13 protein-coding genes and 2 pseudogenes are annotated in these 12,821 nt (G+C 70.0%); 9 read left to right on the top strand and 6 right to left on the bottom strand.

Features of this window, described 5'->3' with window-relative positions; all coding sequences use genetic code 11:
* Nucleotides 1-157: 157 nt before the first annotated feature.
* Nucleotides 158-815 (top strand): annotated as a pseudogene (locus ACWD26_RS04325) (bifunctional metallophosphatase/5'-nucleotidase); the annotation flags it as partial.
* Here ACWD26_RS04325 and ACWD26_RS04320 read toward each other — a convergent pair.
* Both ACWD26_RS04320 and ACWD26_RS04315 read right to left on the bottom strand, forming a co-directional pair.
* A pseudogene (locus tag ACWD26_RS04320) lies at nt 788-946 on the bottom strand (FAD-dependent oxidoreductase); the annotation flags it as partial. The pseudogenes ACWD26_RS04325 and ACWD26_RS04320 overlap by 28 nt on opposite strands.
* Nucleotides 943-1,356, bottom strand: a complete 414-nt coding sequence (locus tag ACWD26_RS04315; protein WP_060905627.1) for an arsenate reductase ArsC — start codon at nt 1,354-1,356, stop codon at nt 943-945. The pseudogene ACWD26_RS04320 and the gene ACWD26_RS04315, both read right to left, overlap by 4 nt.
* A gap of 91 nt (nt 1,357-1,447) precedes the next feature.
* On the opposite strand from ACWD26_RS04315, the gene ACWD26_RS04310 reads away from it, so the two are divergent.
* The 4 genes from ACWD26_RS04310 (at nt 1,448) to ACWD26_RS04295 (ending at nt 5,031) form a co-directional block, all read left to right on the top strand.
* Nucleotides 1,448-1,756 (top strand): ArsR/SmtB family transcription factor, encoded by a 309-nt coding sequence (locus tag ACWD26_RS04310; RefSeq protein WP_451266075.1) that lies wholly within the window; start codon nt 1,448-1,450, stop codon nt 1,754-1,756.
* Complete coding sequence (locus ACWD26_RS04305) at nt 1,753-2,532, top strand: aquaporin (protein ID WP_451266074.1); 780 nt, start codon at nt 1,753-1,755, stop codon at nt 2,530-2,532. The genes ACWD26_RS04310 and ACWD26_RS04305 overlap by 4 nt, the downstream gene beginning before the upstream one ends.
* Nucleotides 2,529-3,596: an ArsO family NAD(P)H-dependent flavin-containing monooxygenase gene (locus tag ACWD26_RS04300; protein WP_451266072.1), complete on the top strand. Its 1,068-nt coding sequence runs from the start codon at nt 2,529-2,531 to the stop codon at nt 3,594-3,596. The genes ACWD26_RS04305 and ACWD26_RS04300 overlap by 4 nt, the downstream gene beginning before the upstream one ends.
* A gap of 118 nt (nt 3,597-3,714) precedes the next feature.
* A complete protein-coding gene (locus ACWD26_RS04295) occupies nt 3,715-5,031 on the top strand; it encodes a hypothetical protein (RefSeq protein ID WP_451266070.1) in 1,317 nt (438 codons plus the stop codon).
* Nucleotides 5,032-5,034: 3 nt separating this feature from the next.
* Here ACWD26_RS04295 and ACWD26_RS04290 read toward each other — a convergent pair whose 3' ends face one another.
* A complete protein-coding gene (locus ACWD26_RS04290; RefSeq protein WP_451266068.1) occupies nt 5,035-5,412 on the bottom strand; it encodes an ArsR/SmtB family transcription factor in 378 nt (125 codons plus the stop codon).
* A gap of 49 nt (nt 5,413-5,461) precedes the next feature.
* Nucleotides 5,462-6,520, bottom strand: a complete 1,059-nt coding sequence (locus tag ACWD26_RS04285) for a flavin-containing monooxygenase (RefSeq protein ID WP_451266066.1) — start codon at nt 6,518-6,520, stop codon at nt 5,462-5,464.
* Nucleotides 6,521-6,624: 104 nt separating this feature from the next.
* On the opposite strand from ACWD26_RS04285, the gene ACWD26_RS04280 reads away from it, so the two are divergent.
* From ACWD26_RS04280 to ACWD26_RS04265, 4 genes are all read left to right on the top strand, one after another.
* Entirely contained in the window at nt 6,625-8,013 is a 1,389-nt protein-coding gene (locus ACWD26_RS04280; RefSeq protein ID WP_451266064.1) for an NAD(P)-binding domain-containing protein, read from the top strand.
* 27 nt (nt 8,014-8,040) lie between these two features.
* A complete protein-coding gene (locus ACWD26_RS04275) occupies nt 8,041-8,508 on the top strand; it encodes an ArsI/CadI family heavy metal resistance metalloenzyme (protein WP_451266062.1) in 468 nt (155 codons plus the stop codon).
* 148 nt (nt 8,509-8,656) lie between these two features.
* Nucleotides 8,657-9,736, top strand: coding sequence for an MFS transporter (locus ACWD26_RS04270; RefSeq protein WP_451266626.1), 1,080 nt, complete (start codon nt 8,657-8,659; stop codon nt 9,734-9,736).
* A 464-nt stretch (nt 9,737-10,200) separates the two neighbouring features.
* Nucleotides 10,201-11,016, top strand: coding sequence for an RNA polymerase sigma factor (locus ACWD26_RS04265; RefSeq protein ID WP_451266060.1), 816 nt, complete (start codon nt 10,201-10,203; stop codon nt 11,014-11,016).
* A 732-nt stretch (nt 11,017-11,748) separates the two neighbouring features.
* Here ACWD26_RS04265 and ACWD26_RS04260 read toward each other — a convergent pair.
* Nucleotides 11,749-12,366, bottom strand: a complete 618-nt coding sequence (locus ACWD26_RS04260) for a GTP-binding protein (RefSeq protein ID WP_451266059.1) — start codon at nt 12,364-12,366, stop codon at nt 11,749-11,751.
* Nucleotides 12,314-12,757 (bottom strand): DUF742 domain-containing protein, encoded by a 444-nt coding sequence (locus tag ACWD26_RS04255; protein ID WP_451266057.1) that lies wholly within the window; start codon nt 12,755-12,757, stop codon nt 12,314-12,316. Before ACWD26_RS04255 ends, ACWD26_RS04260 begins: the two co-directional genes overlap by 53 nt.
* Between the last annotated feature and the right edge of the window lie 64 nt (nt 12,758-12,821).

Genomic DNA, 12,821 nt, shown 5'->3' with positions numbered 1-12,821 from the left:
GCCCCTGGTGGCGGTCGGCTCGACGAGAGCGCATCGGCTGACCAAAGGAGGCGAGCAGGGCGTTGACCACCCGCAGGGCCCCGCCCCCACCAACGTCGTCTGGCTTTAACAGGGCGCTGGCCCTGATCACGACCGCTCGGACAGCCCGGGGGCAAGCAGCTCCAGTTGCCACAGCGACACGTACGGCCCCGTACCCGTCGGCGACACCCTCGTGGTCAAGGGACGCGAACTCGGCATCGGATACGCCACCGCAGAGCCCGTCGGAACCGGCTGGGCCCGCCCGCACGGGCACCTTCTCCAGCTCGCACGGGCTGCCCGAGGACCTCGTCACGGTGCAGGACAAGATCGCACTCGTCGGCCGGACGCTCGCCAGCCCGCTCGGCATCGTGAACGAGCCCTACCGCAATGCCCCGTTGGACCGGCGCCAGTTACTGGCAGAGGTCGCCGGCTGACTGCACCCGGGTCTCGGCGCGGACGCGGTCGTCCTCAACGAGACTGCCCTGCGCTCCACGCCGCTCGGAGAAGTGCTCACCCTCGGCGAGCTGCTGACCATCGAGCCCTTCGACAACCAACTCGTCCACGCCCGCCTCCCCGACGACCATGCCCAGGACCACGAGAAGCTGCTCGGCCACCTCACCGACCGTGTCGGTCCTCTGGTCGTCGCTCCCACTCCTCTGCCCCCGGTGACGAGGAGCGTGTTGACGACTGATTACTTCGCCGACAGCCACCTCGGCGGACGAACACATCAAGCCGGACTACGGCTCGTTCAAGCCGTACGAAGCGTCCTGGTCGTCTGCACCAGCGCCCCGCCGGCCGTGACCGCGCCCTCGAAGACCAGCGGCTTCAATGAGGCGCGGGCGGTGTAGAGGGCGGCGGTGTATCCGGCGGGGCCAGAGCCGACGATGATGATGTTGCGTATGTCCGTGGTGTTCTCGGTGGTGCTCATGCCTGGGGCTCCGGCGCGATCTCCTTGATCAGGCCCTCGACCAGCACCTTGATCTCGTCCCGGATCGGGCGGACGGCCTCGACGCCCTGGCCCGCCGGGTCCTCCAGCTGCCAGTCCAGGTACCGCTTGCCCGGGAAGACGGGGCAGGTGTCGCCGCAGCCCATGGTGATGCAGACGTCGGACTCCTTGACGGCGTCGACGGTGAGCATCTTCGGGACCTCGGCGGAGATGTCGATGCCGACCTCGGCCATGGCCTCGACGGCCGCCGGGTTGACGCCCGCGCCCGGGTTGGAGCCGGCGGAACGGACCTCGACACGGTCCCCGGCCAGGTGGGTCAGCCACGCGGCGGCCATCTGGGAACGGCCGGCGTTGTGGACACAGACGAACAGCACAGAGGGCTTGTCGGACATCAGAGGTCTCTCTTGTCTCACGACGGCATCAGGTGCGAATGATGTCAGCACCCGGTGGTGTCAGCCACCACTGATGTGACAGTATCAGCACATGATGACGTCAGTCGACACTGACCTGATCCGGGTGCTGGCCGACCCGCTCAGGCTCCAGATCGTGACCCTGCTCGCCAAAGAGATGCTGTGCACCACCCACCTCGTGGAGGAGACCGGTGCCCGGCAGACCAACCTCTCCAACCACCTGAGAGTGCTGCGCGAGGCCGGAGTCGTCGAGACGGAGCCGTGCGGCCGGTTCACCTACTACCGGCTCAAGTCCGACGTCATCGCCTCACTCGCCAGCCAGTTCGCTGATCTGGCCGAGTCCGCTCGCACCGCCGCCGAGAACAAGAGGGCCTGCCCATGACCGCCGCCGAAGCCGCCCCGCCCGCGGAGTCCGCGCCACCCGCCCCCGCACCGGCCTCCGTCGAGCCGGCCCCCGGCGCCACCCCGCCGCGCACCCCCTTGATCGCCCGGGCCGCCGCCGAACTGATAGGCACCGCTGCCCTGGTGGCGGTCGTGGTCGGCTCCGGCATCCAGGCCACGGAACTCACCAAGGACGTCGGCCTGCAGTTGCTGGCCAACTCCACGGCCACCGTCTTCGGCCTCGGCGTCCTCATCCTCCTGCTCGGCCCGGTCTCCGGTGCCCACTTCAACCCGGTGGTCACGCTCGCCGAGTGGTGGACCGCCCGCCGCGGCGGCGCCGGGGTCACCCCGCGCGAGGTGGCGGTGTACCTGCCGGCGCAGATCGTCGGCGCCATCGCGGGCGCGATCCTGGCGGACGCGATGTTCAGCGAGCCGCTGGTGAAGTGGTCCACGCATGACCGGTCGGCGGGCCATCTGCTGCTCGGTGAGGTCGTCGCGACGGCCGGCCTCATCCTGCTGATCTTCGGCCTGGCCCGGGCCAACCAACTGCGCTTCGCGCCCGTCGCGGTCGCCTCCTACATCGGCGCCGCGTACTGGTTCACCTCCTCCACGTCGTTCGCCAACCCGGCGGTGACCATCGGTCGCGCCTTCACCGACACGTTCGCGGGCATCGCGCCCGGTTCGGTCGCGGGGTTCATCGGCATGCAAGTCATCGGCGGCGTGGTCGGCTTGGCCCTGGTGGCCCTCATCTTCATGCCCGGACGATCGGCCGAGTGACCCCTAACAGGACCCAGGTGGTGGTGATCGGCGGCGGCCAGGCCGGACTCGCCGCCGGCTACCACCTGCGCCGCATCGGCCTCGGCTTCGTCATCCTGGACGCCCAGGCCACACCGGGCGGCGCTTGGCAGCACGCCTGGGACTCGCTCCGGCTGTTCTCCCCGGCCACGTACTCCTCACTGCCCGGCCGCCTCATGCCGGCACAGCCGGGCCGGACCTACCCCGACGCGCAGCACGTGGTGGAGTACCTCACCGACTACGAGAAACGCTACGAACTGCCCGTCGAGCGACCCGTCCGCGTCCTCGGCGTCCACCGGGACGGCCCACTCCTGCGCGTGGAGACGGATTCCGGTACTTGGCACGCTGGCGCGGTGATCAGCGCGACCGGCACCTGGTGGCGCCCTTTCCTTCCCGCCGTCCCCGGCCGGTTGGAGTTCCGCGGACGCCAACTGCACACCGTCGAGTACCTCAGCCCGCGCGACTTCGCCGGGCAACGCGTCGTCGTGGTCGGCGGCGGCAACTCCGGAGCCCAGATCGCAGCCGACCTCGCCTACGACAGCGACCTGACCTGGGTCACCCAGCGCCCGCCCCGCTTCCTCGCCGACGACATCGACGGCCGCGCCCTGTTCGACGTGGCAACCGCTCGTCGTCGAGCCCTGGATGAGGGGCGTACGGACGCCGGCGGTGTTGCCTCCCTCGGTGACATCGTCGTAGTCCCGCCCGTACGCAAGGCCCGCGACATCGGGCTGCTCAAGGCGAGCCCGATGTTCCGCCGCCTCGTACCTGGCGGTGTCGAGTGGGTCGACGGCACCCGCGGCGAGGCCGACGCGATCATCTGGTGCACCGGCTTCCGGCCCGGCCTCTCCCACCTGGCCCCACTCCAACTGCGAGGCGCACGCGGCCACATCGCCACGACGGGCACCCGCGCGGCCGGCGAACCGCGTCTGCACCTGCTCGGATACGGCGACTGGACCGGCCCCGCCTCCGCCACGCTGATCGGTGTCGGGCGCCCAGCACGGGATGCGGCTCATGAGATAGCCCTGCTCCTGGCACCCGGTGGCTGACGCGACAGACAGCGCACTGCGCCTCTGTGGTCCTTAGTGCTCACATCTGGGGCCATCGGGACGGTTGATATGAAAAAGCGGGAGCAGCAGCGTCCATCCGTTGCGTCTAATGGAAAGCGTGACTGATCAGCCTTCATCCGCGTTGTGGCAGTTCATCCAGGACGACGACCCCAGTGCGTTGACGCTCATCGTGGACACCGCCAACGGTCCGTACGTACGGCGCATACCTCCGGCCCTGCCCCTGTCGGCCGGCGTCGAGCACGGCCCCGGTGCCGAAACAGCCGCGCACACTGCGGCAGCCACCTGGGGGCTGCCCGATTTCGTCTTCCAGTCCGCCTACGCCAGCAAGGGCTCTGGCCGACGCGAACTCGGCGACAGGCTGCTGCTCTCAGGCCACCGCGGTGCTGTGATCCAGGTCAAGGCCCGCACGATCCCGCCCAAGGAGGCGGATCGGGAGGTGACCTGGATCCAGAAGGTCGCGGCCAAGGCCATGAGCCAGGCCAAGGGCACCGTCCGCCAGTTGCGGCTGCTGCCCGCCGACATGGTCAACGGCCGGGACCGCACCCTGTCCATCGACGGCAACGCCTTTGAGTGGATCGCTGTGTTCCTGCTGGACCACGAGCAGGTACCCGAGGGCACGATCTGCTCGTGGGAACCGATCGGAATCCCCGCGATCGCCCTGACCCGGCGCGACTGGGACTTCCTCTTCGACCAGCTGCGCTCGACCACCGCCGTGATCGACTACCTCTTCCGTGCGGCAGCCGAGCCGCCCGTCGCCCTGGGCGAAGAGCCGGTGCGCTACTACGAGTTCGCCGCAGCCGACGCGGAAGCTCCGCCCGCGGACATCGACACCGAACTCGTCGGTCCCGGCGGCCGGCTGTTCTCCACGCCGCTGTTGCCGCAGACGCCGGTCGGCGCTACGACCACCCGCGCCCACCTGGTGCTGCGCATGGTGATGGAGGACATCACAACCAGTCCGCTGCCGGACCACGCCGGCGAAGCGGATCGTCTGGCCGTTCTCTCCCTCCTCGACCAGTTGCCGGTCGGCGTCCGGGAAGAGTGGGGACAACTGCTGCTGGAGATGCTCGACGACGTCACACAGGTTCCCGATGAACACACGAGGTGGCGGTTCCGGCGGCAGTTGAATGCGGAGGCGACCCGTCAGACGGTGTACGCCTGCGCCACCCACTTCGACGAGCAGATGCAGGCGGTCTTCGGCAGCTACGTGGAGCTTCGCCATCATGAGGTCGCCGAACGCACTGGTCGCGGCGACGAACTCGTCACCGTGGGTGTGTTGCTGACACCGAACCACAGCGGCAAGCGGCCCTGGAACACCACGACGATCCGCGTACACGGGCCCAGCCAGCTGTCGGAAGAGGAAGTCGCCCAGTTCGGCGAACTGTGGAACCACAGCCTCTCGACGGATGACCAGTGACGCTCAGGCCGCCGACGCGGCCTTGGTCAGCAGCCGGCCCATCGCGGCGAGAACCGACGGCTCGACCCGGTAGTACACCCAGGTGCCGCGTCGCTCGGAGGTGAGCAGGCCCGCCTCCTTGAGCTTCTTCAGGTGGTGGGAGACGGTCGGCTGCGAGACGCCCACGTCGGAGATGTCGCACACGCACGCCTCCCCGCCCTCGTGGGAGGCCACAGCGGAGAACAGCCGCAGGCGCACCGGGTCGCCGAGCGCCTTGAACATCCGAGCGGCCGTCTCGGCCTCCTCCGCGGTGAACGGGCGCTCGGTGAGCGGCGGGCAGCACGGCACCACAGCCTCGCCGGGGGCGGGTTCCAGCAGCGGCAGCACCTTCGTATTCGACATGCATCTATGTTGACATATGCCGAACCAATGGTGCGAGGGTCGGACCGCCTCAGCTTCCGGCGAGGTGGGCGGTGAGGTGCCGCGCGATCCGTTCCGCATCCCGGCCGACCCCACGCAGGGAGTTCGAGGACAGGCCGCGCTGCCACTCCAGCCCCACGTAGGCGAGTCCGGGATGGGTGAGCGAGACGCCCCCGCGGTGGATCGGGTGGCCGTGCTTGTCGAGCGCGCCGAGTGGGCTCAGGTAGGCGAGGTCGGGCTGGTAGCCGGTGGCCAGCAGGATCGTGTCGACCTCCTCGCTGCGGCCGTCGGCCCAGGTGACCTTGGCGCCGTCGATCCCCGTGAACATGGGGCGCCGGTCCGGAGCACCGGACGTGAGGGCGGCCCGGTAGCGGCCGTCATCGATGACCGGCTGGGTCGGGGGCGTGCGCAGGAACCGGCCGAGGGGCAGGGTGTCCGCCCCGGTCCGCTTCAGCCACCAGTGCAGATCCCGGCCCAGGGTGCGCTGTGCCGCGAAGTGCACCGGGTGCCGCGTGGCGAGGGTGACCTGGGCGTGCGCGGCCAGCTCGGCGGCGATCTGCACGGCGGAGTTCCCGGCGCCGGCCACCACTATGCGCTGCCCTGCGAACGGACCCGGCGTGCGGTACTCGGCCGCGTGCAGCACCGCGCCGGCGAAGTCCTCCAGCCCGGGCAGCGCCGGACGGTAAGGGCGGCCGAAGGTTCCGGAGGCCGCGACCACGCCCCGTGCGGACAACTCGCCTCCGCCCTCCAGGGCCAGGGCGAAGGTGCCGTCGACGGCTGCCCGGACCTCCCCGACGCGCGTCCTCGCACGGATGTCGGCATCCAGCCGGTCGGCGTAGCGCAGCAGATAGGTGACGACCTCGTCCCGGTGTGGATAGCGATCCGGGTCCCCGCCGAAGGGCATCCCGGGCAGCGAGCTGTATCCGGCGGGAGAGAAGAGGGCGAGGCTGTCGTAGTAGCGCGGCCACGATCCGGTCGGCCGGTCGGACGCCTCCAGAACCACCGGCTCCCGCCCCTGTCGGCGCAGGGCGTGCGCTGCGGCCAGTCCCGACTGACCGCCCCCGATCACCGCTACGTCCACCTGTTCCATCCGCACTCCTGAATTCGATGAATATCTATGTTGACGTCCATCGATACAGGTGTCATGCTGGGCAGCGCAAGAGATCGACGGATATCGAAACAAAGGGGAATCCAGTGGCTGCGTCCATTGACAGCGTGCTCACCACCGGCCAGCTGCCCGTTGTGGTCATCGGCGCCGGCCCCATCGGTCTGGCCGCCGCCGCCCATCTCGTCGAACGCGGTCTGGAACCCCTGCTCCTGGAGGCCGGCCCGAGCGCGGCCAGCGCCGTCCGCGAGTGGTCCCATGTCCAGCTGTTCTCGACCTGGGGCGAGGTCATCGACCCGGCCGCCGAGAAGCTGCTCGCCCCGACCGGCTGGGTCCGCCCGGACGCCACCGCCTACCCGACAGGTGGCGACTGGGCCGAGCGCTACCTCCAGCCCCTCGCCGACGCCCTCGGGGACAAGGTCCGCTACGGCACCACCGTGACCGGTGTCGCCCGCGTCGGCCGCGACCGGATCGTCGACGCGGGCCGCGACGAGCAGCCCTTCACCGTGCACGTCCACTCCACCGACGGACGCGAGGAGCGGATCACCGCCCGCGCTGTCATCGACGCCTCCGGTACCTGGTCCGTCCCCAGCCCCATGGGTGCCGACGGCCTGCCCGCCCTCGGCGAGAAGGCCGCCGCCGAGCACATCACGTACCGAGTGCCGGACCTCGACGACCCCGCCATCCGTGCCCGTTACGCGGGCAGGCGCACTGCCGTCATCGGCTCCGGGGCCTCCGCCTTCACCGCCCTCGCCCTCCTCGCTGACCTCGCGAAGGACGAGGACGGCACGCACACCGTATGGATCCTTCGCCGTGGCATCGGCGCCACCACCTACGGCGGCGGCGAGGCCGACGAACTGCCCGCACGAGGCGCGCTGGGCCTGCGCGCCAAGGCCGCCGTCGAGGCCGGCCACGCAACCACCGCCACCGGCTTCCGCACCGAGGCAGTCGAACGAGACGGCGACCAGCTCGTCCTGATCGCGGAGGACGGCCGCCGCCTGGACCCGGTCGACGAGGTCATCGTCCTCACCGGCCTCCGCCCCGACCTGACGTTCCTCTCCGAACTCCGCCTGGGCCTCGACGAACGTCTCCAGGCCCCCACCGCCCTTGCCCCTCTTATCGACCCGAACGTCCACTCCTGCGGCACCGTCTACCCGCACGGCGTGAACGAGCTCTCCCACCCCGAACAGGGCATCTACCTGGTCGGCATGAAGTCCTACGGCCGTGCGCCCACGTTCCTCGCCATGACCGGCTACGAGCAGGTCCGCTCCATCGCCGCCGCGATCGCCGGCGACCACGAAGCCGCCGAGCGGGTCGAACTCACGCTCCCCGAGACCGGTGTCTGCGGCGGCGCGGGTCTGTTCGACGAGCCCGACGCGGCACAGGGCAGCGAGGGCGGCGGATGTTGCGCCGCCCCCACCACGCTCCAGATCGGCATCGGCGCCCCGGCCGCCACTTCCGGCTCCGGCAGCTGCTGAACACCCACCCACCCAAGGAGGTTCGCCATGACGTCCCGCGTACAGCTCGCCCTCCGCGTCCCCGACCTCGAAGCGTCCGTGGCCTTCTACACGAAGCTCTTCGGCACAGAGCCCGCCAAACTCCGCGACGGCTACGCCAACTTCGCCATCACCGAGCCCCCGCTCAAGCTCGTCCTCATCGAAGGCACCGCGGACGAGGCGACCCGCATGGACCACCTCGGCGTCGAGGTCGAGTCGACCGAAGCGGTCCACGCCGCCACCGCCCGCCTGGGCGAGGCCGGCTTGGCCACCGTCGTGGAGAACGACACCACCTGCTGCTACGCCCTCCAGGACAAGGTCTGGGTCCACGGCCCCGGCCAGGAACCCTGGGAGGTGTACGTGGTCAAGGCCGACGCCGACTCCCTCGCCAAGCAGCAGGGCAGTACCTGCTGCACCGGTACGGCCGAGGCCGACACCGGCGCGAAGGAACCGGTCGCCGCGGGCGGCTGCTGCTGATCCGCCGATGACCGACTTCCGTGCCAGCGGGGTCGTGACCGGGACGGGGGTCCGGTCACGGCCCCGCGCAGCGCTGCCCGCCCTGTGCGCCACCCAGATCACCAGCTGGGGAATCGTCTACTACGCGTTCCCCGTCCTCAATCCGCAGATCACCGCCGCCACAGGCTGGTCGACCACAGCCACCACCGCAGCCTTCTCGGGCGCGCTCCTGATCTCCGCCCTCACCGGCATACCCGTCGGCCGCATCCTCGACCGTCGAGGCCCACGCACCGTGATGACCACCGGGTCTGTCCTGGGCGTCCTAGCCATGCTGGCCGTCGCCTCCGCAACAAACCTGATCGCCTTCACCGCCGCCTGGCTCTTGGCCGGCGTCGCGATGGCCGCCACCTTCTACCAGCCCGCCTTCGCCGCCCTCACCCGCTGGTGGGGCGAGGACCGCATCCGCGCCCTCACCATCGTCACCCTCGCCGGCGGCCTGGCCTCCACCGCATTCGCGCCCCTGACCGCCGCACTCGCCGAGCACCTGAGCTGGCGCAACACGTACGCCGTACTCGCCCTAGTCCTGGCCCTCGTAACCATCCCCGCCCACGCCCTCGCGCTACGAGGACCTTGGCCACCCGCCCCAGCACCACCGTCTCAACGGCACACCGACAACAGCACCTCGGTGACCCGCAGCCGACCGTTCCTGATGCTCGCCACGGCAATGACCTTGAACAGCTTCGCCATGTACGCGGTCGTCATCGCCCTCGTACCCCTGCTGATCACCCGCGGCGCCAGCCCAACGGCTGCTGCCTGGGCCCTCGGCCTGGGCGGTGCGGGCCAGACCCTGGGCCGCACCCTGTACGCCACCCTCGCCCGACGCACCGGCGTCACCGCCCGCACCGTCGCCCTGATCACGTTCGGCGGCGCCACGACCGCCGCCTTCGCCATGGTCACCGGGCCCTTCCCCTTGCTCGTCGGCATCGCGATCGTGGCCGGCATGGTGCGGGGCAACCTCACCCTCCTCCAGGCCACCGCCGTCACCGACCGCTGGGGCACCACCCACTACGGCCGCCTGTCCGGCATCCTGGCCGCCCCGGCCACCATCGCCTCCGCTCTCGCCCCCTTCGCAGGGGCCGCCCTCGCCGGACCTCTCGGCGGATACCCCGGCCTGTTCACCGCCCTCGCGCTGATCTCCGCCGCAGCAGCACTCCTCGCCCTGGGAAGTGAACCGGCCCGCCAGAACTAGCGCGCCGCCAAGACGCCGCATGCCCCGAGTTGTCGATCAGTCGAAGAATCTGAGCAACAAATTGCGCTCGGACGTCATGAGGATGAGCCTGCACCGCCTCTTCAGAGACATACGGCCTACGCCCTGGTGCAGGGCACAGGAGAGGCCGCCGATCGGAGGAGGTGTTCGGTGGAGGTTGTCGGCGCTTTGTTGTCCGTTGCCGTCGTTCTGGTCCCTGCCATGAAGGACTGGGTGGACAGTGTTGCCTACCGCAATAGGGCTCAGGGCAGGGCGGCCTTGATCCAGGCACGGCGCGGTGGAGAGCCGGGCAAGAGGCAGGAGAAGGACCTTGGCTGAGCGGGTGCCGGATGCGGCTGTGCACCTGGACGACGTGCACAGGCAGTACTACGCGGAGATGTCCGCGCTCACGCGTCGGCACGGCCGAGGAAGGAGTTCCCGAATCCGTCCTGGGCGCTGAGGACGTAGTGCAGTCGGCTTTCACCGAGGCCCTACGCGCTCCCGAGCGCATCCACGAGCCCCGCGCCTTTCTGTACGCGGTGATCCGCAACGACGTACGTGCCGCCGGACGTCGGAACCGCGCCCGAGCGGAGGCATCCGCAACCCGTGCTGGACATGCGCAGGCCCTCGGCGAAGTGCACGTTGCTGACTTCAGCGATCTGATCGCCAACCGCATGGCTGTGTACAAGGCCCTGGACCGCCTGCCTCCACCGCAGCGCACCGCAGTGTGGGCCACCAAGGCGCTGGACTACACACAGGCCGAGACCGCTGAGGTCATGGGCAAGGCGCCCGGCACCGTCGCCACCCATGTCCTGCGGGCTGTGGCAGCGATACGTGCCAATCTCGTTGCCGTCCTGGCAGCGATGATCGTCTCCGGGCTGGTGATCGCCAGCGGACGCATCTTGCAAGTGGTACCGGCATCGGGCGGCGACAGAGATCTCGAACCACAAGAACTCTCCGACGACGGACTGATCTACCTGGCAGGCGCCTTGCTCCTGGGTCTGGCCCTCGCCGCTTGGGGATTCAGAGCATGGCGCCAGCGCCGATGGGAGTGCAATGACTCTGGGACGTTCGCGCAGCAACCTGTGGCCGAGCGGATCCGGGCCGGACTCAAGCAGTGGTGGCGTGAGACGAAGGTCAGTCGGCCCTCGCCGCGAAGACGGGTTCGTGATGACACGACCGAGTACGCGCGAACGTGGACACGTCTTCCGGACCCGTGGGGGCACGATCCCGCGACCGCCCCCGGGCCCGATCCGAAGACGATTCAGCGCGCACAGGAGTGAAAGTACTGGTCAGCCACCTCTTTTGCGTGAGCGATGCGTGAGCGGACGGTGTGGCACGGGCCGTCACGAGGTGGATCTCACTAGACGGGAAAGGTGCTCTGACCTGGTGGTTCCGGACGGCGGAGAACCGTCCGGAACCACCCACCACGTCTTGACCAGGACTTTTAATCCATTGGTTGTGGGTTCGAGTCCCACAGGGCCTACGGTTCGCGGGCGGGGGATATCCCCTCTGACCTGCTGGGCAGCGCCCGGGTCGGCTTCGGTCGGCTCGGGCGCGGCTCGTTTTCGGGACTGTGCGTTTGCACCACCCTGCGGTCGGCGCTCTCCCGGACGCGGCGGATGTGTCCGGCGCGCTCCGCCGGTCGACGTACGCGCTCGCGGCTCCGGAGGTGAGCCCGAGGTGTTGCCTCAGGCGGCTCGGTGTCATGGGCTCCTCGGTCGTCCAGGGCTGCCGCGAGCGCCCGGGCGTCGGTGGCGTGCGGGCCGTGGTCGTCGGCGAAGCCGTTGCACGGGGCGGTTGATCTCGCCGTTCATGCGCCGCAGCCGCAGCCGCAGCCGCAGCCGCAGCCGCAGCCGCAGCCGCAGCCGCACGGCCAGGGCCTGGAGGCCGCCTCCCGCGGGTCCGTCTCCAGGCGGCAGCTGCTCGGGCGCGGTCTTGCCCGTCCTCTGCTCCCGGTCTTTTGTTCCCGCGGTCGCCGCGAGTAACGATCAAGGAGAGAGCGCGTGCGTGCGCTAGTGGCTCGCCGCTGCGTCCTGGGCGTGGGAGAGCGCGACGCCGAGCACCACCAGCAGGGCGTCGCGGACCGAGCCGGTGCTTCGTGCGTCGAAGACGATGAGGGGTACGTGCTCCGAGATGTCCAGTGCCCACCGCACCTCGTCCAGATCGTGCCCGACCTCCCCGTCGAACGCGTTGACGGCGACCGCGAACGGGAGCCCCTTGTGCTCGAAGTAGTCCACCGCCGCGTAACAGTCGTCCAGCCGACGGGTGTCGACGATCACCAGACCGCCGAGGGCGCCCTCCACGAGGTCGTCCCACATGAAGCCGAACCGGTCCTGCCCCGGCGTGCCGAACAGGTACAGCTTGAGTGTCGGGTCGATGGTGATGCAGCCGAAGTCCATGGCGACCGTGGTGGTCGTCTTGCCCGGCGTGTGCGTGAGGTCGTCCACGCCGGCCGCGACCTCGGTGATCGCGGCCTCCGTGGTCAGTGGTCGTATGTCCGAGATCGAGCCCACGGCCGTTGTCTTGCCGACTCCGAAGCCGCCGGCGATGACCAACTTGACGGGCAGGGGCGGCTCTTCAACCGGAGTCGCGGAGTGCGCCCCGGGAATCGGGGACGGCGCGGAGACCATCGATAACCCTTCGCAGTACGGAGAGATCCTGGGCCGCTCTGGCGTTCGGCCTGTGGATCGCGAGATGTCCGGCGGAGCACAGGTCCTCGGCCAGCACGCGGACCACGTTGAGGTGCAGCCGCAGCTGGGCGGCGAGTTCGGCCGCGGACTGGGGCCGTCGGCAGGCGGCGATGATGTCGCGGTGCTCGAAGGTGAGCGTGTGGAGGGCGGCCAGGCCGGCCGCTGTCGACACGACCTGGGTCTCGATGGGGATGGGCAGCGCGCTGCCGCCCCCCGACACCCGGCCGGCGGTCAGCAGGAACGGACGGACGGCGGGGGCGCGGCCGACCGGCTCCGGCGAGTCGCCGGAGTCCTCCGCCGCATCGTGTGGTGCTGATCCACCGACGGCCATCACGATCCCTTTCCGAAGTCCCCGTCGCCATGCCCCGTTGCCGTGTCCCGGCCGCGCTCCGACC

This window comes from Streptomyces sp. NPDC002787, from assembly GCF_053592095.1.
The sequence above is the reverse complement of the archived record's forward strand: the minus strand, read 5'-3'. Positions and strand labels throughout refer to the sequence as shown.